17 protein-coding genes are annotated in these 16,841 nt (G+C 69.4%); 8 read left to right on the top strand and 9 right to left on the bottom strand.

What is annotated here, in order from left to right:
- Window positions 1-71 precede the first annotated feature (71 nt).
- The gene (locus J2753_RS08330; protein ID WP_209491479.1) at window positions 72-1,709 is read right to left on the bottom strand and encodes a SufS family cysteine desulfurase; all 1,638 of its coding nucleotides are present in this window, start codon (window positions 1,707-1,709) and stop codon (window positions 72-74) included.
- A gap of 105 nt (window positions 1,710-1,814) precedes the next feature.
- Between J2753_RS08330 and J2753_RS08325 the strand changes: the two genes are divergently transcribed.
- On the top strand, window positions 1,815-2,165 hold the full coding sequence (locus J2753_RS08325) for a hypothetical protein (protein ID WP_209491478.1): 351 nt from the start codon (window positions 1,815-1,817) through the stop codon (window positions 2,163-2,165).
- 1 nt (window position 2,166) lies between these two features.
- On the opposite strand, the gene J2753_RS08320 is transcribed toward J2753_RS08325, so the two are convergent.
- Genes J2753_RS08320 through J2753_RS08310 form a run of 3 tightly spaced genes read right to left on the bottom strand, consistent with a single transcriptional unit; the run spans window position 2,167 to window position 3,092 of the window.
- Window positions 2,167-2,433 carry a hypothetical protein gene (locus J2753_RS08320; protein WP_209491477.1) on the bottom strand — a complete coding sequence of 89 codons (267 nt, stop codon included), beginning with the start codon at window positions 2,431-2,433 and terminating at the stop codon, window positions 2,167-2,169.
- Window positions 2,434-2,712, bottom strand: coding sequence for a ubiquitin-like small modifier protein 1 (locus J2753_RS08315; RefSeq protein ID WP_209491476.1), 279 nt, complete (start codon window positions 2,710-2,712; stop codon window positions 2,434-2,436).
- The gene (locus tag J2753_RS08310) at window positions 2,709-3,092 is read right to left on the bottom strand and encodes a hypothetical protein (protein ID WP_209491475.1); all 384 of its coding nucleotides are present in this window, start codon (window positions 3,090-3,092) and stop codon (window positions 2,709-2,711) included. Before J2753_RS08310 ends, J2753_RS08315 begins: the two co-directional genes overlap by 4 nt.
- Window positions 3,093-3,268: 176 nt before the next feature.
- On the opposite strand from J2753_RS08310, the gene J2753_RS08305 reads away from it, so the two are divergent.
- Window positions 3,269-5,206: an aldehyde ferredoxin oxidoreductase family protein gene (locus J2753_RS08305; RefSeq protein ID WP_209491474.1), complete on the top strand. Its 1,938-nt coding sequence runs from the start codon at window positions 3,269-3,271 to the stop codon at window positions 5,204-5,206.
- Between the two features lie 158 nt (window positions 5,207-5,364).
- Here J2753_RS08305 and J2753_RS08300 read toward each other — a convergent pair whose 3' ends face one another.
- Window positions 5,365-5,595: a hypothetical protein gene (locus J2753_RS08300; RefSeq protein ID WP_209491473.1), complete on the bottom strand. Its 231-nt coding sequence runs from the start codon at window positions 5,593-5,595 to the stop codon at window positions 5,365-5,367.
- 106 nt (window positions 5,596-5,701) lie between these two features.
- Between J2753_RS08300 and J2753_RS14750 the strand changes: the two genes are divergently transcribed.
- Window positions 5,702-6,070 (top strand): hypothetical protein, encoded by a 369-nt coding sequence (locus tag J2753_RS14750; protein ID WP_379810671.1) that lies wholly within the window; start codon window positions 5,702-5,704, stop codon window positions 6,068-6,070.
- Here J2753_RS14750 and J2753_RS08290 read toward each other — a convergent pair.
- Window positions 5,954-7,351, bottom strand: a complete 1,398-nt coding sequence (locus tag J2753_RS08290; protein WP_209491472.1) for a sodium-dependent transporter — start codon at window positions 7,349-7,351, stop codon at window positions 5,954-5,956. The two genes, J2753_RS14750 and J2753_RS08290, sit on opposite strands and share 117 nt — an antisense overlap.
- A 95-nt stretch (window positions 7,352-7,446) precedes the next feature.
- On the opposite strand from J2753_RS08290, the gene J2753_RS08285 reads away from it, so the two are divergent.
- Window positions 7,447-7,911, top strand: coding sequence for a cupin domain-containing protein (locus tag J2753_RS08285; RefSeq protein WP_209491471.1), 465 nt, complete (start codon window positions 7,447-7,449; stop codon window positions 7,909-7,911).
- Between the two features lie 105 nt (window positions 7,912-8,016).
- On the top strand, window positions 8,017-8,997 hold the full coding sequence (locus J2753_RS08280; RefSeq protein ID WP_209491470.1) for an AAA family ATPase: 981 nt from the start codon (window positions 8,017-8,019) through the stop codon (window positions 8,995-8,997).
- Here J2753_RS08280 and J2753_RS08275 read toward each other — a convergent pair.
- Both J2753_RS08275 and J2753_RS08270 read right to left on the bottom strand, forming a co-directional pair.
- On the bottom strand, window positions 8,994-9,269 hold the full coding sequence (locus J2753_RS08275; RefSeq protein ID WP_209491469.1) for a hypothetical protein: 276 nt from the start codon (window positions 9,267-9,269) through the stop codon (window positions 8,994-8,996). The genes J2753_RS08280 and J2753_RS08275 overlap by 4 nt on opposite strands.
- A gap of 41 nt (window positions 9,270-9,310) precedes the next feature.
- Window positions 9,311-10,300, bottom strand: a complete 990-nt coding sequence (locus tag J2753_RS08270; protein ID WP_209491468.1) for an asparaginase — start codon at window positions 10,298-10,300, stop codon at window positions 9,311-9,313.
- 122 nt (window positions 10,301-10,422) lie between these two features.
- On the opposite strand from J2753_RS08270, the gene J2753_RS08265 reads away from it, so the two are divergent.
- Together J2753_RS08265 and J2753_RS08260 are read left to right on the top strand one after the other, a co-directional pair.
- Window positions 10,423-12,441 carry a hypothetical protein gene (locus J2753_RS08265; RefSeq protein WP_209491467.1) on the top strand — a complete coding sequence of 673 codons (2,019 nt, stop codon included), beginning with the start codon at window positions 10,423-10,425 and terminating at the stop codon, window positions 12,439-12,441.
- A gap of 34 nt (window positions 12,442-12,475) precedes the next feature.
- Window positions 12,476-16,045 (top strand): UvrD-helicase domain-containing protein, encoded by a 3,570-nt coding sequence (locus tag J2753_RS08260; protein WP_209491466.1) that lies wholly within the window; start codon window positions 12,476-12,478, stop codon window positions 16,043-16,045.
- Window positions 16,046-16,153: 108 nt separating this feature from the next.
- Here J2753_RS08260 and J2753_RS08255 read toward each other — a convergent pair whose 3' ends face one another.
- Window positions 16,154-16,333: a hypothetical protein gene (locus tag J2753_RS08255; RefSeq protein WP_209491465.1), complete on the bottom strand. Its 180-nt coding sequence runs from the start codon at window positions 16,331-16,333 to the stop codon at window positions 16,154-16,156.
- 90 nt (window positions 16,334-16,423) lie between these two features.
- On the opposite strand from J2753_RS08255, the gene J2753_RS08250 reads away from it, so the two are divergent.
- Window positions 16,424-16,822: a hypothetical protein gene (locus J2753_RS08250; RefSeq protein WP_209491464.1), complete on the top strand. Its 399-nt coding sequence runs from the start codon at window positions 16,424-16,426 to the stop codon at window positions 16,820-16,822.
- The last annotated feature ends 19 nt before the right edge of the window (window positions 16,823-16,841 follow it).

Genomic DNA, 16,841 nt, shown 5'->3' with positions numbered 1-16,841 from the left:
CGGAGATATGTCAAGTTAGCCAAAGGAATGAGCGCCAGACCCCGGACCGAGGCGCGACGAGATGCCGCAGGCTACGCCGTCGAGACCGCCTCGCCGACCTCCCCATCCAGATACTCCCGTGCGGCCTCCCGGATCACGTCCTCCGGGCCGACGACGCACTCCTTGCGGAGGTCTGGGAACTGCCCGTCGAGCATCGACACTACCTCGCCCTCCATCTCGGCGGCCTCGGCGACCGTCCGCCCCTCCAGATACTCGGTGATGAGGCTCGCGACGGCGCGACTCACCGCGCAGGACCGGCTCTCGAACGCGAGGCGCTCGATGGTGCCGTCCCCGGCAATCTCGACGTGGAACTCACCTTCGTCGCCGCAGGATGTCTCCTCGGAGGACTTCACCAGCGAGGGGTTCGTGAGGCTACCCCCGTTCCGGGGGTTGCGGTGGTGGTCGTATAGGCGCTCGCTGTACCGGTCGGAAGAGAGGTAGGCGTCGAGTTTGGCCCCGGCGTCGTCGATGGCGTCGAGCAGGCGGTCGACCTCCTCGGTGGTGTTGTACACGTAGAACGACGCGCGCACGGACCCGGGCACGTCCATGCGGTCGTGGAGTGGCTGAGTGCAGTGGTCGCCCGCGCGGACCGCGATCCCCCGGTCGTTCAGGATCGAGGAGAGGTCGTGGCCGTGGACGCCGTCGACGTTGAAGCTCACCAGCCCCGTTCGTTCCTCGCCCGGACCCGGGCCGTACGTCTCCACGTCGTCGCGGGCCTCCAGCCGCTCGAGCGCGTACTGCGCGAGGCGGTTCTCGTGCTCGCGCACCCACTCCATCCCGAGGTCGTCGAGGTAGTCGACGGCGGCCGCGAGCGCGATACCCTCCGCGATTGGGGGCGTGCCGGCCTCGAACTTCCAGGGCAGGCCGTTCCACGTCGAGCGGTCGAACGTCACGTGCTGGATCATCTCGCCGCCGTAGAGGAACGGCTCCATCCCCTCGAGTAGCTCTTTCCGCCCGTAGAGACCGCCGATGCCCGTCGGGCCGGCCATCTTGTGCCCCGAGAAGGCGAAGAAGTCAGCGCCCATGGCCTCGACATCGACGGGCCGCGTCGGCGCCGACTGGGCGCCGTCGACCAGCAGCACCGCGCCGGCGTCGTGGGCGAGGTCCGCAAACGCCCGAACGGGGTTGATCGTCCCCAGCACGTTCGAGACGTGCGGGATCGACACCAGCTCCACGTCGTCGTCGATCAGTGATTTCGCGTGGTCGAGGTCGACGTGGCCATCGTCGGTGACTTCGACGAACCGTAGTTCCGCACCGGTGCGCTTGGCCACCTGCTGCCAGGTGACCAGCGAAGCGTGGTGCTCCATCTCCGTGGTGACGATGGCGTCGCCCGGACCGAACTCGGGCAGCGCGAGGCCGTGGGCCACGAGGTTGATGCTCTCGGTAGTGTTGCGGGTGAACACCATCTCCTCGCGGCCGCCGCTGGCGCCGACGAACTCCGCGACGCGGTCGTGGGCCGCCTCGTAGGCCAGCGACGCCTCGTGGCTCAGCGTGTGGATCCCGCGGTGGACGTTGGCGTTGTAGCCGGCGTAGAACGCCTCGAAGGTCTCGTACACCTGTCGCGGGGTCTGGGTCGTCGCGGCGTTGTCGAGGTAGGTCAGCGGCTGGCCATCGACAGTTCGGTCGAGAACGGGAAAATCCTCGCGAACGGCGGCTACCTCGGGGGACATGTGCTGTTCATATACACGTAGTCTGTTAAAGCTTCCCGGGGTGTGGGTGGTCAGCGCTGCCGCCCTGGGAAAACACCTATTCCCCGTCGCCGCCTCCACCCGCCGATGGACGACGACCGCGCGTTCGCGCTCGAGTCACGGCTCACGAACCACGGCTGCTACCTCCGGTCGGTCGCCGTCGAGGACGACACCTACCGGTTCGCCTACGAATCCGCTGCCGCCGACCAGCACGGCGAGATTCCCCACCAGCAGGTGGGCGATATCGTGAACGTGTTCCGAACGCTCTCCGAGGAACGCGACTGGCCGGTCCGCGACATCGAGGCGACGGTCACTGATCTCGACGGGGGCGAGATAGGTCGCTGGCGCGTCGACGTCGACTGGCTGGATGCACTCGATGCCGGCGAACTGGACGAGGTGGCGTTCTCCGCCCGAGTGATCGACAGCCTCACCGAGTGAGTCAGCCGCCGGCCCGCATTGCCTTCCGCGAGAACTCCTCGATCAGCGTCTCGAAGGCCTCCTCACCGAACGACTCGTCGGCCTCGAAGACGACGGTGACCTCGGTGAGTTCGAGCGACGCGCCGATAGCCACTTTCTCCGCGGAGAGCGTCGCGCGCCACTCCGCAGCCTCGACGGTAGCGTCATCGACGGCCGTGCCGCCGAGGCTCTCGAGATAGTTCCGGGCCAACCGGACCGAGATGCCGCGGAACGCCTTCTCGCGGCGCATCTACCCACCTGCCACCGGCGGGAACACGCTCAGCGTGTCGCCGTCTTCCAGTTCCGTCTCCATCCCGTCGAGATGCAGCGCCTCGCGCCCGCTCTTGAGGACGTTGATGTGCGGGCGCAGGTCGCCGTCCTCGATGAGTTGGCCCGCCAGCCCCTCGTACTCGGCCTCCAGATCCCGGAGTACTTCGCCGATAGTGGTTCCCTCGGGGTACTCCCGTTCGACCACCTTGCTGCCGACGGCCTGGCGAAACGTCGCGAAAAACCGGAGTTGGACGTTCATCGGCCCCCGAACCGGATGCCGTCCTCGACCAGCCGCTGGTTGCGCTCGCGGTCCAGCGCCGGTCCGAGTTCGTCGTGGTCGTACAGTTGGGCGATCAGTTCGGCGTAGAGATTTCGCCACGCGATGGCGTAGATGGGGGACTGGCCCCACGCCCGGAGTTCGGGGACGAACTCGTCGAAGCGCTCCATCCGGTTCTCGAAGCGTTCGAGGGCGTCGACCACGTCGCCCGCGGCCTCACCGTCGTCCTCGGCGGCCTCGATGGCGCCGTTGAGGCGGCGCTCCCACCCGGCGACGGCTTCGCGCATGTCCGTGCGGGCGTCGTCGTCGCCCGGCAGCGAGTCGAGAATCGGTTCGGGTACGCCGAGAGAGACCGGCTCCATGGGCCCCTATGGCACACCGACCCGCATAAAGTTCCCGCCCGTGGAACCGCCCGAGGGGAGCGGGAAACGCCGCGTTCGAGCGGCCCGCGAGTGCCGTCGACGTAACCGAATTCGGCTACCTCACTGTGGGAACGACTAACAGGTAACGCACCGTATGTAACGGTCGTACATTACCCATGACCGACCTCGGCGGATTCAGAGACCGGGTCGCCCGTGTCGACCTCACGGCCGGCGACACCGACTACGAGAGCATCGACGACGAGGACGCGCGCAAGTACATCGGCGCGCGCGGCCTCGGCGTGAAGTACGTGTTCGACAACGGCCCCGACGTCGAACCGCTCAGCGACGAGAACCTGCTGGCGTTCATGAACGGCCCGCTCACGGGGACCCAGACGCCGATGAGCGGCCGGATCGCCGTCTGTACCAAATCACCGCTGACGGACACGGTGACCGACTCCCACCACGGCGGGTGGAGCGGCGCGCGCCTCAAGTGGGCCGGTTTCGACGGCCTCCTGTTCGAAGGGCGTGCCGAGGACCCCGTCTACGCCGTCGTCGAGGACGGCGAGGTGGAACTCCGTGACGCGAGTCATCTCTGGGGCCACGGCGTCCACGACACGGTCGACGCCATCGAGGACGAAGTCGAGGGCGAGTACGGCAAGGACCTCTCGACGATGGCTATCGGTCCCGGCGGGGAGAACCAGGTGCGCTACGCCTGCATCATCAACGAGGACGACCGGGCCTCGGGACGGGGTGGCACGGGCGCAGTGATGGGGTCGAAGAACCTCAAAGCGGTCGTGATCAAGTCCGGGACGGAGATGCCCAAGCCCGCCGACCGCGAGACGTTCATGGACGGCCACAAGGCCGCGATGCAGGCGATTCAGGAGTCCGACGTGACCGCGCCCAACGAGGGCGGCCTCTCGGTGTACGGGACGAACGTGCTGATGAACCTCGCCGAGGAGATGGACGGTCTCCCCACCCGGAACGGGCGGTTCACGTCGACGAGCACCGAGGCCGAGAACGACCCGAGCGAACCCAACATCGACTCCGAGAAGGTCTCGGGGGAGAACGTCGAGCAGAACATCCTGATCAACGACCCGACGTGTCACTCCTGTCCCGTCGCCTGCAAGAAGGAAGTCGAGGTCGACGTCAACCACAAGGGCCAGGACCTGAACGTCAGGATGGAGTCCTTCGAGTACGAGTCGGCGTGGGCGCTGGGCCCGAACTCGATGAACGACGACCGGGACAGGACCGCGCTGCTGATGGACCGCTGTAACGACTACGGAATCGACACCATCGACGGTGGCAACATGCTGGCGTTCGCGATGGAGGCCGCCGAGAAGGGCTACCTCGCGGAGTTCGACGAAACCCTCGACTGGGGCGACGTCGACGCCATGGTCGAGATGCTCGAGAAGGTCGCCCACCGCGAAACGGACCTCGCGGACGTGCTTGCGGAGGGCCAGAAACGGGCCGCCGAGACCCTCGACGCCCACGACTGCCGCCTCGACGTGAAGGGCCAGTCCATCGCCGCCTACGACCCACGGGGCCTGAAGGGGATGGGCATCGCCTACGCCACCTCCAACCGCGGTGGCTGCCACCTCCGGGGCTACACCCCGGCCGCCGAGATCCTCGGCATTCCGGAGAAAATCGACCCGACCGAGTGGGAGGGCAAAGGCGAACTCACAGCGACGTTCCAGGACCTCCACGCCATCTCGGACTCCTTCGACATCTGCAAGTTCAACGCGTTTGCGGAGGGCGTCGAGGAGTACATCGACCAGTACAACGGGATGACCGGCCGCAGCGTGGGCGAGGAGGCGCTGATGGAGGCCGGCGAGCGCGTCTACAACCTCGAGCGCTACTACAACAACCTCGCGGGCTTCGACGGCGACGACGACTCGCTCCCGGGCCGGTTCGTGAAGGGCGACGAGGACGCCGTCCCCGCCGGCGGCGGGATCGAGGGCGAACTCTGTGAACTCGACGCGATGAAAGAGGAGTACTACGAGCACCGCGGCTGGGTCGACGGCGTCGTCCCGGACGAGAAACTCGACGATCTCGGGATCGAGATCGGTCCGGGAACGGGTGTCTCGTCGGGCGGCGCGGCGCCGGCCGACGACTAACGGGGTCGCCGACGCGAGCAGCCGGCCGACGACTAAAGAGGTCGCCGACGCGAGCAGCCGGCCGACGACTAAAGAGGTCGCCGAGGCGAACAGCCGGCCGACGACTAAAGAGGTCGCCGAGGCGAACAGCCGGCGACGACTGAAAAACGCTGACCGCGTTACTCGGCGACGGCTTCGGCGTCGGCGTCGTCGCCGCCGCGGTCGAATCGTTCCTTCATCGCGTCGACCGGTCCCATCTTCTCTGCGACGGTTGCCCCGATGAGGGCGCCGAAGCCGGCGCCGGTACTCGCCGCGTTTCGGCCGACCAGCCCACCGAGACCGCCGCCGATGGCGGCGCCCGCGGCGGCGAACTGTGCGCGTCGGATGACTCGCTTAATTCGTTCTCTCATACCCGACAGTATTACCCGACGGGCCAAAAAGCCGTCGGGGGGCCACACCGGCGTCTTCGAAACCGAGAGGAGTCCACCTCGAGGACACCGAACGCGTCGGCGGCCAGTGACATGTCCCAGGGAGAACGGGATGCCCGTCGTCGTCACCGGAAAAGGCGAGACGATACAGGACACACCGGAGCAGTGCTACAGCCGGGTCGAGAACATCGCGATGCCGAACCGCTACTACCGCGACGACATCGGCGAGCGCTGGATCGACGGCGAGGGCGACCGCCCGCAGGCATGGGGCTATTTCGGCCCGCAGTCGCCGGAAGTCGGCGTCGACCGGCGCCGATCCGATCACCCATCAACACCGACCTCAGCCGTCGACGGCGACGGCGACGACCGCCCGACAGACGAACGTGAGGACCACGGCGACGGCCACACGACTACCCAGATCGAGCGAGACGCCGACCAGCGAGCCGAGGGTGCTTGACAGCGAGAACAGTACGACGACCGGGAGCAGCCAGCTAACCGTGAACAGCCACGAGGGCGCGAGCACGCCCATGCGGCCCGCGCCGGCGCGGAACTCCGCGATGGCGTCCTCGCGCAGCATCCAGCCGACGATGACGAGGAACGCGAACAGGCCGACCGAGAGCATCAGGTCGGCCACCGTGCCGGAGACGAACTGGAAGATCGGTGCCGAGAGCGAGAGCCCGGTGCCGGTGAGCGCGAGCACGCCGGAGATCAGCAGCGTCGCCCGACGGCGCGGCATCCCCACAGCGTCGACGAGCGTCGCCACGGGCGTCTCCAGCAGGCTGATCGCGCTGGTCACCGCGGCCATCAGCACCGCCGCGAAGAAGGCCGTCGCGACGACGCGCCCGCCGGGGAGCGACTCGAACGCGGCCGCGAGGCCGACGAACAGCGCACCCGGGCCACCCTGTCCCGGATCGACGCCCTGCGAGAACAGCAGCGGGATGACGACCAGTCCCGCGAGCACGCCGATGAACGTGTTCGAGACGGCGATGACGATGGTGTCCCGCGGGAGCGAGCTATCCTCGTCGATGTAGGAGGCGTAGGTCAACATCGTCCCAGCACCGACAGAGAGGGTGAACAGCGCCTGTCCCGCTGCCGGCCCCAGCACGCTCGCGAAGTTCGCGAACAGGTACTCGCCGTCGAACCCGAGGTAGAACGCGTAGCCCGCTGCCGTCCCCGGCTGGGTCGCGGTCCACGCCGCCAGCCCCACCAGCAGCACGACCACCGCCGGGAGCATCACCTTCGAAACGCGCTCGATGCCGCGGTTGACGCCGAAGAAGACGATTCCCGCGACGATCCCCAGGAAGAGGAGGTGGAAGCCGACCGCCTCGAACCCGTAGCCGATGGCGCCGAAGTACTGCTGGGGCTGTGCGAAGTAGGCCCCAGTCGGCGAGACGAGCGTGTAGCGCAGGATCCAGCCCCCGACAACCGAGTAAAACGAGAGGATCAGGAGCGTAGTCAGCACGTTGAACGCGCCCAGCACCGACCCCCAGCGTGAGCCAGTCAGCGAGCGCAGCGCCCCCATCGGCGTCTGGCGGCCGCGACGCCCGAGCACGAACTCAGCGAGCAGGCCGGGGACGCCGACGCTTACGACGATAGCCAGATAGACGGCGAGAAACGCGCTACCGCCGTTGCCGGCGGTCAGCCACGGGAAGCGCCAGATGTTCCCCAGTCCGGCCGCGCTCCCGACGGCGGCGAGGACGAATCCGAGATTCGACACCCACGTGTCACGTGTTGCCATTCGTGTACAAGGCTGGTAGACGGGGGGTGAAGTCGGTGTTGTTTCGCCCGCCGGGAGCCGAAGCTTCTTCGCCCGGGCGACCGGTCAGTGAGATGATGGAACACGTCACCGTCGACGACGTCGACACGCACGAGGAGATGGACCGCCGCGATCTGACCGGCGCACTCGGAACCACCGACTTCGCGATCAATCACTACGAACTCGCACCAGGCGAGGAGTTCTCGGGTGGCCTCCACACCCACCTCGATCAGGAGGAACTGTTCTACGTCCTCTCGGGTACCGCGACGTTCGACGTCGCCGAGGAACCCCTCGACGACCTCGAGACCGTCGAGGTCGAGGCCGGCGAAGTCGTCCGATTCGCCCCCGGCGAGTACCAGACCGGCCAGAACGAGGGCGACGAGGCCGTCGAGGCGCTGGCGTTCGGCGCGCCCAAGGAGACGACCGACGTGCGCGTCCCCGGCCCGTGCCCGGAGTGCGAGAACGACTCGCTGGCGCTCACCTTCGAGGGCGGCGAGATGGGCACCGAGTGTCCCGAGTGCGGTACGGAACTCGGCCGGTAGACCGCCGAATCGACCAGCCAAGCGGCCGAGCCGTCCACGGGCGTCGATGCCCCGCGGTAACGCGAGCCGAGGAACTTAGGCCCCCGCGGCGTAAGCCCCAGTCGAATGACGACAGACCCACCCTCCGTCTCGGCGGCCGGCGAGCGCTGCGAGGCGGTGCTCGACGCCATCGAAGGCGGCGTGATCGTCCGCCGAGAGTTCCTCGAAACGGTCCTCGTGGGCGTGCTCGCCCGCGGCCACGTCCTCCTCGAGGACGTGCCCGGCACGGGCAAGACCCTGACCGCCCAGAGCGTCTCCACCGCGCTGGGGCTCTCCTTCTCCCGGATCCAGTTCACTCCCGACCTTCTGCCCGCGGACATCACCGGGACGAACGTGTTCCACGAGAGCGAGGGCGACTTCGAGTTCCAGCCCGGGCCCGTGTTCGCGAACGTCGTGCTGGCCGACGAGATCAACCGCGCGCCGCCGAAAACGCAGGCCGCGCTGCTGGAAGCGATGGCCGAAGGCCAGGTGACAGTCGAGGGCGAGACCCGGAAGCTCCCCGAACCGTTCATCGTCATCGCGACCCAGAACCCCGTCGAGAGCGAGGGGACGTTCCCGCTGCCGGAGGCCCAAGTCGACCGCTTCGCGGTGAAGGACTCGATGGGCTACCCCGACCGCGACGGCGAGATCGAACTGCTCCGGCGCCGCGCCGGCCGGACCGAGCAGGTTCCCGCCGTCGAGCGCGTGCTCGAGGACGGGATGGTCGAGGCGCTCCAGCAGGTCCCCGAGAACGTCCACGCCGACCCGGACCTGCTGGACTACGTCGCCGACATCGCCCGGGCGACCCGTGAGGACCGTCGCGTCGAGGTCGGCGTCTCCCCGCGCGGGACCCAGCGGCTGTTCGAGATCAGTCGTTCCCACGCGACGCTGCGCTCCCGTGAGTTCCTCACCCCCGACGACGTGAAAGCCGTCGCCGGCCCGGCGCTGGCCCACCGCCTCGTACTCACCCCCGAGGCTCAGGTCGACGGCATCGAGAAGTCGACGGTCGTCGGCGACGTGCTGGACAGCGTTTCGGTGCCGACCGTCGACGCCGTCCCCGAGGCCTAACCGCGCGACAGGAACGCGAACTCGGTCCCCTCGCCGATTTCCTCCCCGCCCTCGACCGACTCGACTCTGAGTTCCACGTCCCGAGTCGTACCACAGCCACGGCTCACGAACTCGGCCCACTCCTCGCCGACCGCGACCGGGCCCGCGTGCGCACGCCGGATGTACGCCCGGTATCGCTCGCTGTCGACGGCGTCGACGGTCCGGTCGTCGCTCGGCGAGAGGGAAAGAGCCACCCGCGCCGCCGCCGATCCCTCAGCCGATCCCTCGCTCATACACTCTCTACACGCCCGACGACAAAAGCGGCTGTGCAGCCCTACTGTCCCGGCTCACGGAGGCCGGCCTCGAAGAACGCCTCGTCGACCCCCTCCCCCTCTCGCGCGAGTGCGACGGCCAACTTGATCCGGGCTTTCCACGCCGGCAGGTCGCCGGCCCAGAGCACGCCGAACTCCTCCAGCGTCGTCCCGCCGCCGTCGCCGCCGTACAGCGGCGCGGTCGCCCCCTCGTGACAGCGTGAGGCGATGACGACCGGGATCCCCGCCTTTCGGACCTCCTCGATGGCCCCACAGAGCGCGCCCGTGGTGTTCCCCAATCCTGTGCCGGCGACGACCACCCCATCCACGAACGGACCGTCGTCAAGGTCGACCACCCGGCAGAGCGCGTCGCCGCCGACACCCAGCCCCGAGGTCAGTACCGGTACCTCCGCCTCGATCTCGTCGACGTCCGGCGCCGACCCCGAGTAGCTCCGGGTCTCCCGGAACAGCCGAAATCCCGCGGGCGTGAACTCCCCGACAGGCCCCCGCTCGGGCGAGTCGAACGTCGAGAGCGCGCTGGTGTGGCGCTTCACCACGTCCCAGGCTGCGTGGACCTCGTCGTCGAACACGAGGTAGGTGCCGTCGTCGACGCGCTCGTGGGAGACTGTCCGGACCGCCGAGAGGAGGTTCGGCGGGCCGTCGGTCCCGACCTGATCGAACGGCCGCTGGGCGCCGGTGAACGCCACCGGCACATCGAGGTCGGTTGTCAGGTCGAGCAGGTACGCCGACTCGGCCATCGTGTCGGTGCCGTGGGTGACGACGATGCCGTCCGATTCCGCGGCCGCGCGCTCGGTCGCCGCGCGGAGCGCCGCCGCGCGCTCCCAGGTCACGTCGAAGCCGGAGACGCTCGCGACTCGGTCGACGGAGAACGACGCCAACTCCGAGAGCCCCGGAACGGCGTCGAGTAGCTCCTCGCCGGCCTTCGTCGGCGTCTTGCTGTCGCCGCCGGTGCTCGCGATGGTGCCGCCCGTGCTCAGAACCGTGACGTGCATACCGAGAGTCCACACCGACGGGCGATACGCCGGCTGCTTCCGGAACCGATTGCCGCGACTGCGGCGCCGCCCCACGGATTCTTCCCGGTCCGGACCCTCCTCCGAGCTATCCACTTCCCCACATGACCGACGCTCACGACAGGGGCACGTTCCGAGCGACGGTCGGCGAGGCCGACGCGCTGCTCGACCGGGCGGCGCGCGCGCCGACTCCGACCGAGTTCGTCGTCACCCCCGAACGGCTCCACCGACGGAACCTCAAGCGACGGCTGGCCGAGCGGGCCGCCCCGAGAAGCAGCCTGCGACTCATCGACGCGACAGTCGTCGCCGGCGACCTGCTCGACGCCGCAGGCACCCAGACCGAGACTATCGACCGGATCGACCGGCTCAAACACCTCGACACGCTGCTCGACCACGACACCGAGGCGAACGACCGGCTTCGAGCCGCGTTCGGTAGCGATCTGACCGCGCGCGCCGAGACCATCGCCGCGGCCCACAGCCGGGTCGGCGAGATGACCGGCTGGGCCGAGGGTCGCCTCGACGCGCTCTCGGCAGTCGCATCGTCGCTCCCGGGCGTCGCTCCGCGGGACACTGCCGACGTGATTGCCGGCGTTCGCGCGCTGGAACAGGGGCTCGCCGAGCGCGTCGCCCCCGTCCACTCCCGTGAAACGCTCCTGCCCGCTGCCGCCGAACGCCTCCAGACCGACCCGGATCTCTGGCGCGAGGCGTTCCCCTCGGTCGAACGGCTTTCGGTCGCCGGCGTAAGTGCCGTCGACGCGCCGCTACTCGATCTACTCGACGCCGCAGCCAGTGCGGGCGTCGACGTGACACTCTCGCTCCGGCCAGGAACCGGCCCGGCCATCGTCGACCGGCTGCGCCATCGACTCACCGGCTCGGAGATCGACGCCGAAGGCGGGGCCGGCGTCGCTCCGGACCTCTCCGCCGCGGAGTTCGTCGCCGACACCCCCGAGGCGGAGGCACGGCTCGCGGCCGTCGTCGTCGCCGGCCACCTCCGGAGCGGCGTGTCGCCGAGCGACATGCTGGTCGTGGCCCGCGACGCCGCCGAGTACGAGCGTCCCCTGCGCCGTGCCGCCCGCCGCCACGGGATCAGCCTCGCTGTCTGGGCACAGCTCCCGGTCGAGCGAACGATCCCGTACCGGCAGTTCGACGCGGTCTGTAAGCTGTTGGGCGCCGATACGGTCGACCTCGATGGGTTACTCGCGCCGCTCGAGTTCCGGTGGGTTCCACCCGCCGCGAAGCGCGAGGAGTCGACAGCGTGGCCACTGCCGACCGTCGAGATCGGTGCCCTTCGGCAGACGCTCGACGCCGATTCGGCGCGCTCGGTCGCCGGGTGGGCCGACCATCTCGATGCGGCCGTCGACGATGGTGCCCTCCCGACCGCGGACGCCGAACCGCTCCGGACGCTCCTCGGCTGGGCCCGCGACCAGCCCGGGACTCCCGACCCGAGCGCGCTCCACCGGACCTTTGAGCCGGTGATCGAGGCCGGCCGGGAGGTGGCACTCCCGGCGGTGTTCGCCGACGACGCCACGGATCTCTCCCGGACCTCACGCTACGCCCGGGCGCTCTCCCGGATCGAGGAGCTACTCACCGACACCCGCGCGAAGTACGGCGAGTGGCTCGACACCGGCGACGTTCCGCGGTCGTGGCTGGCCGTCGCCGATCTGGCCGAACGCGTGGTCACGACCAGGCCGGGGCGCCGCGAGCACGCCAACGCGGCGGCTGTCGACGTGATCGACGCGACCGACGCGTGGCTCCGCGAGGTACCCCACGTCGTCGCAGTGGGGCTGGTCGACGGCGTCTGGCCGCGCCGGGTCGAGAGCGTCTTCCCGGAGGCGTTCCGGCAGGCCGTCGTTTCGGGTGACAGCGCTGCCGCTCGTCGGCTGGCGGTCCCCGGCCGGTGGACCGCCGCCCGCGAGGCCGACCACCTCGCCGCCGGCCTCAGCGCCGCGAGCGAGACGCTGGCCTGCACCCGCTACCGCCGTGACCGCGAAGGGACCGCGATGGAGCGGTCCGCGCTGCTGGATCTGGTGTCGACCCAGCGCATCGACGAGTCGGCGGCGCAGTCGCTCCTGACGGCTGGGACGCTCCCGGACGCCCTCGCCGCCGATGGGGGTGGACGGTGATGACAACCGCCACCGCCGACGGGGGTGGCTCGCGATGACTGAAAAGGAACGGCCTATCGGCGGGCGAGTGGACGGCTATCGCCGGCTTGAGGGCGCACAGGCCGAGATCCGGGATGCCTTCTTCGCCGCGGAGTCGGGGCTGTTCGTCCTCGACTGCGGGCCGGGCGCGGGCAAATCGGTCACCGCCGACAGCATCGCGGCCGAGGACCTCGCGCGCAAGGCGCGCTCGGGGGGCGACAGCCCGGCGGAGACGCTCTGTCTCACCTCCTTCTCCCGGGACGACGCCGCGAGCATCCTCCCGGGCGTCGAGGCGGCACTCCGGGGATTCGTCGAGGACCCGGACGCGCCTGTCTCGCTTGATAAGGAGACGGCCGCTGAACTGGGGACCGCACTCCGGGGGAGCGACCGGGTCGGCACCATCGACAGCGTGCTGGGCTCGGTGTTCGACGCCGTCGCGGAAGAGGTCGGCTTCGACGGCACCCCTGAAGCCGGCGACAGCGCCGCCCTCGCACAGGTCCACGGCGACGCGCTCGAGGTCGTCCGCGAGACTTCGGCGCTTTCCGAACCGCTCTCGACGCTCGACGACGCCTACCCCGGCGGACGCTACGACGCCGACGCCGCCGACCTGCTCGCGGCGGCCCGGAGCGCCTGCCGCGAGCGTCGGCTCTCGGTCGGAGAGTTGCGGGAGCGCCTGACTGCAGTCGTTTCCGGGAGCTACCCCGACGGCCCACCGGACTCGCTCGCGGACGTGCTCCGGGACACGGAACGGTTCTTCGGCGCCGAAGAGCGGGCCGCGGTCGAACGCGGCCTCGACGCCGCAGGCGAAGGGAATCAGGAAGCTATCGTCGGCGCCGACCGGAACTGCCACGACGCGTGGGGCGAGGCCGTCGAGGCGCTCTGTACGGTGCTCCCGGCCTATCTCGACGCCTACGACGAGGCCTGCCGGCGCGCGGGCGTCGTCGCCCACGTCGACGTGGCCCACTGGATCGCGACGTTCTTCGAGGAGCCGGCCTACGAAAGCGCGTTCCGGGAACGCCTCCGTGAGCGCTGGACCGGCCGGCTCTCGACGGTGATCGTCGACGAGGCCCAGGACGTCTCCCGCGCCCAGCACGACGCGCTGGCGCCGCTGATCGACGCCGAGACGCGCGTGCTGCTCGTGGGCGACCGCGAGCAGTGCATCTACGCCTGGCGCAACGCCCAGCCGAGCCTGTTCGCCGCCGCGGCCACCGAGGGGCGCTACTTCGGCGTCGACTGGGACACCCACGAGCGCCGGACCGCGACCCGGACGTACCGCTCCCGGCCAGCGGTCGCCGCAGCTATCGACACCGTGTTCGGGCCGGTGTTTACGGACCCCACTCGGGATGCCATCGACGACTTCACTGACGGGGACGAAATCACGGAGTACGACCTGCTCTCGGCTGTTCGCGACCCGACACCGGATCCGAGCGTCCACGTCGCCGCGTTCCCGGAGCACGGCCGCCCCGGGTCGCCGACCTGGGTCGATCCAACGGACGGCGTCGGCGAGGCCGAGGCGCTAGCGGACTGCGTCGCGACTGGGTTGGCGGAGGGTCGGTTCGTAGTGGAGGACGGGAACGAAGGTGGAGACGCGGACAAACCGGGCGTCACGGTGTTGTTCCACCGCCGGACCCACATGGACACCTACGTCGACGCGTTCGCGGACGCTGGGCTCTCGGTCCGGGACACCAGCCGTGCGCTGTTCGACCACCCGCTCGTCGGTGCCGTCTGTGCGGTGGTCGACTGGCTCCAGGCGCCGACCAGCCAGTCGGCGACCCTCGACCTGACGAACGACGACGACCTGCCGATCACGGGGCTCGTTGACCGCCTGATGCGTGCGGACTGGTCGATCAGCGCCGTCGCTGAGTCGGGTGCGATGCGCGGCGCCGAGGCTGATCTGGTCGACGGACTCGCCGACTTGGCCGAGCGCCGGGCAGAGATCCTTGCAGCGGCTGGGGCCGACATCGTGGCCGACGTAATCGAGACGCTCTCGCTCACGGACGACCCGCTCGATCAGAGCGCCACGGCCGTCGACGTCGAGGGGCTGCGTCCCTCGGGCAGTCAGACTCCGTCTGACGACAACTCGGCCGTGCTGGACCGCCTCGTCGGCATCGTCGGCGACTGGGAGGGCGAGGACAGCTACTCGCTCGCGGAGCTCTCGGCCGCGCTGAACCACGCGCGGCGCAACCCCCGTGGTGGGCCGAGCCTGCCGACCGCCGCCGAGGCCGACGTGACGTTCCGCACGATCCACGGCGCGAAAGGCGACGAGGACGACGTGATCGCAGTTGCGGACCTCGGGACGGGGTTGGGCCGCTACGGCGCCTACCTCGACCAGTTGATCGCCCACGGGAGCCACGTCGCGCTCGCGCCGCCGACGAACATCGACACGGGCGACGACTACCCGAATCTGGACGGGACGGTACTCGCGAACGGTCCCTACGACCCGGACGCCTCGCCTGGTGACGGCGACGCCGGCCTGCGCTGGGCGAGCGAACGCTGGGCGGAGGACGAGCAGCCGCGGATCGCCGGCCCGCCGCCGCTGGGGCCGCCCGTCGCGGCCGCGCGCGCCGAGCGCTGGCGCCTGCTGTACGTCGCGCTCTCGCGGGCGCGGGACCATCTGGTGATTCCGTTGCCGGACCGCCGCTCGGCGCCGACACCGCGGGACCGCTGGGTCGACACGCTGTGCGAGGCGTTCGACTTCGACGAGCGCCGGCGCGGTGAGTACAGCATCGACACGCCGGGGGATCACGATCCCCTGACTGTCGCAGTCAACCGACTCACGGAAGAACTCACGACGGCAGTCGAGTCGGAGGGCTTGGGCGAGGGGCCGCCGGAGTCACCTGCGGTCCCCGACCGCGGCTGGACGCCGCGGTTCGTGAACCCGAGCACCGTCTACGAACTCGCTGCGGCGCCCGAGGAGGGCGTGCTCGCGCACCTGAGCGGCCAGCCGCTGCACGCCGACCAAGACGGGGTGACGGTGCCGCTCTCCTTCGAGACGATGGGCCCGGAGGTGGTCGGCGACGTGGCTCACGACCTGTTCACGACGGCCCTCTCGGCGGGGGTCGACGCCGCAGCGCTCCGTGAGTGTTCGGGGCCGCTCCCGGCAGCGCTGGACCGCGCGGTCGACAGGCATGCTCGGGGCGTGGCGCCCGAGGAGCGCGAGGAACTGCGGCGCTACCTCTCTGGGACGCTCTGTCCGCAGTTGGCCGACTCGGCGGCCTACGAACGCCTCGCCGAGAGCGAGCGTCGGTTCGTCGAGGAGCCACTGGACGCGGTCGTCCGGATCCACGGCTTCGCGGTCGAGGTCGGTGGCCGAGCGGACGTGGTCTCGGTCGACGCGGGCGGGGACTGGCACGTCGACGAACTCAAAATCGGCCTGCGACCACCGGAGCCGGAGCTACAGGAGCGCTACGAGCTACAGGCCGCGACGTACGCGTGGCTGCTGGAGCGACAGGGGCCGACGGACGTGACTGCGGCGGTCACGACCGTCGGGGCCCATCAGGAGTCCCAGACTGTGGAGGCCGGCCAAGAGGAGGTGCAGGAACTGCTCGACAGGCTGGCGGAGCGACGCTGGAACGGCGAGCCCTAAGCGTCCGGTTCGTGGGGTCGCTCCCCGCCAATCTGGACTCACAGATCTCGGTGGCAGGTGCTGCACGTCTGTGGAAAATCGCCCCGTCGAAAATCGCTGTGCTCGCGCTCAGAGCGCGACCGACGCCACGACGGCGACGGTGAACACGGTGACCGCGATCGCTGTTACGTTCGAAGCCGTACTGTTGCCTGCCGGGTCGTCGGTGACCAGCATCGTCGTGATGACGCCGAGGACTGCGACAATCGCCGCCGCCCAGGCGTACCCCATGTTGAGTAGTGCTCCAGCCATACGCGGGCGTTGCAGCGCCTCCACTATAACTCCCCGGCACGGCGGGCCGAGGTGGACAGCTATATCCGCGGCCACGCCCCACGCGGGAGTATGCGAATGGAACTGCGGGTCTGCAAACACTGCTACGAGGGCGAACACGGAAACCCCGAGAAGACGGCGGTGACCAAGGACATGGTTCGCTGTGCGGAGCGTGTCCGGGAGTACAAGGACCTGATCGGGATGGACAGCCTCTACATCACGAAGGTCAAGGAGGGCGAACCCGGCGGCTCGGAGGCGCTGAAGGCCATCGTCGCCTCCATCGAGGACGGCCAGATCCAGCTGTCGGACACCCAACTGGTGATGGAGGACGACGACGGCAACATGCTGGTCTACCCCGAACCCGAGGACGTCCTCGAGGTGCTGACCCGGAACATCGACCAGATCCAGCAGCACGCGACCGAGGACGTGACCGTCTCGCTCTCCACCGAGAGCGCGGAACTCATCTCGTAACGCCGCCTGTGGCTTTTTC

Origin of the sequence: Halolamina salifodinae (genome assembly GCF_017874235.1) — an archaeon.
Classification (GTDB): Archaea; Halobacteriota; Halobacteria; order Halobacteriales; family Haloferacaceae; genus Halolamina; species Halolamina salifodinae.
This window is presented reverse-complemented; position numbering and strand designations above follow the sequence as displayed.

Bases quoted from the DNA above. Each gene is read 5' to 3' on its own strand.
- J2753_RS08330 (WP_209491479.1), bottom strand. From the start codon at position 1,709: ATGTCCCCCGAGGTAGCCGCCGTTCGCGAGGATTTTCCCGTTCTCGAC.
- J2753_RS08325 (WP_209491478.1), top strand. From the start codon at position 1,815: ATGGACGACGACCGCGCGTTCGCGCTCGAGTCACGGCTCACGAACCAC.
- J2753_RS08320 (WP_209491477.1), bottom strand. From the start codon at position 2,433: ATGCGCCGCGAGAAGGCGTTCCGCGGCATCTCGGTCCGGTTGGCCCGG.
- J2753_RS08315 (WP_209491476.1), bottom strand. From the start codon at position 2,712: ATGAACGTCCAACTCCGGTTTTTCGCGACGTTTCGCCAGGCCGTCGGC.
- J2753_RS08310 (WP_209491475.1), bottom strand. From the start codon at position 3,092: ATGGAGCCGGTCTCTCTCGGCGTACCCGAACCGATTCTCGACTCGCTG.
- J2753_RS08305 (WP_209491474.1), top strand. From the start codon at position 3,269: ATGACCGACCTCGGCGGATTCAGAGACCGGGTCGCCCGTGTCGACCTC.
- J2753_RS08300 (WP_209491473.1), bottom strand. From the start codon at position 5,595: ATGAGAGAACGAATTAAGCGAGTCATCCGACGCGCACAGTTCGCCGCC.
- J2753_RS08290 (WP_209491472.1), bottom strand. From the start codon at position 7,351: ATGGCAACACGTGACACGTGGGTGTCGAATCTCGGATTCGTCCTCGCC.
- J2753_RS08285 (WP_209491471.1), top strand. From the start codon at position 7,447: ATGGAACACGTCACCGTCGACGACGTCGACACGCACGAGGAGATGGAC.
- J2753_RS08280 (WP_209491470.1), top strand. From the start codon at position 8,017: ATGACGACAGACCCACCCTCCGTCTCGGCGGCCGGCGAGCGCTGCGAG.
- J2753_RS08275 (WP_209491469.1), bottom strand. From the start codon at position 9,269: ATGAGCGAGGGATCGGCTGAGGGATCGGCGGCGGCGCGGGTGGCTCTT.
- J2753_RS08270 (WP_209491468.1), bottom strand. From the start codon at position 10,300: ATGCACGTCACGGTTCTGAGCACGGGCGGCACCATCGCGAGCACCGGC.
- J2753_RS08265 (WP_209491467.1), top strand. From the start codon at position 10,423: ATGACCGACGCTCACGACAGGGGCACGTTCCGAGCGACGGTCGGCGAG.
- J2753_RS08260 (WP_209491466.1), top strand. From the start codon at position 12,476: ATGACTGAAAAGGAACGGCCTATCGGCGGGCGAGTGGACGGCTATCGC.
- J2753_RS08255 (WP_209491465.1), bottom strand. From the start codon at position 16,333: ATGGCTGGAGCACTACTCAACATGGGGTACGCCTGGGCGGCGGCGATT.
- J2753_RS08250 (WP_209491464.1), top strand. From the start codon at position 16,424: ATGCGAATGGAACTGCGGGTCTGCAAACACTGCTACGAGGGCGAACAC.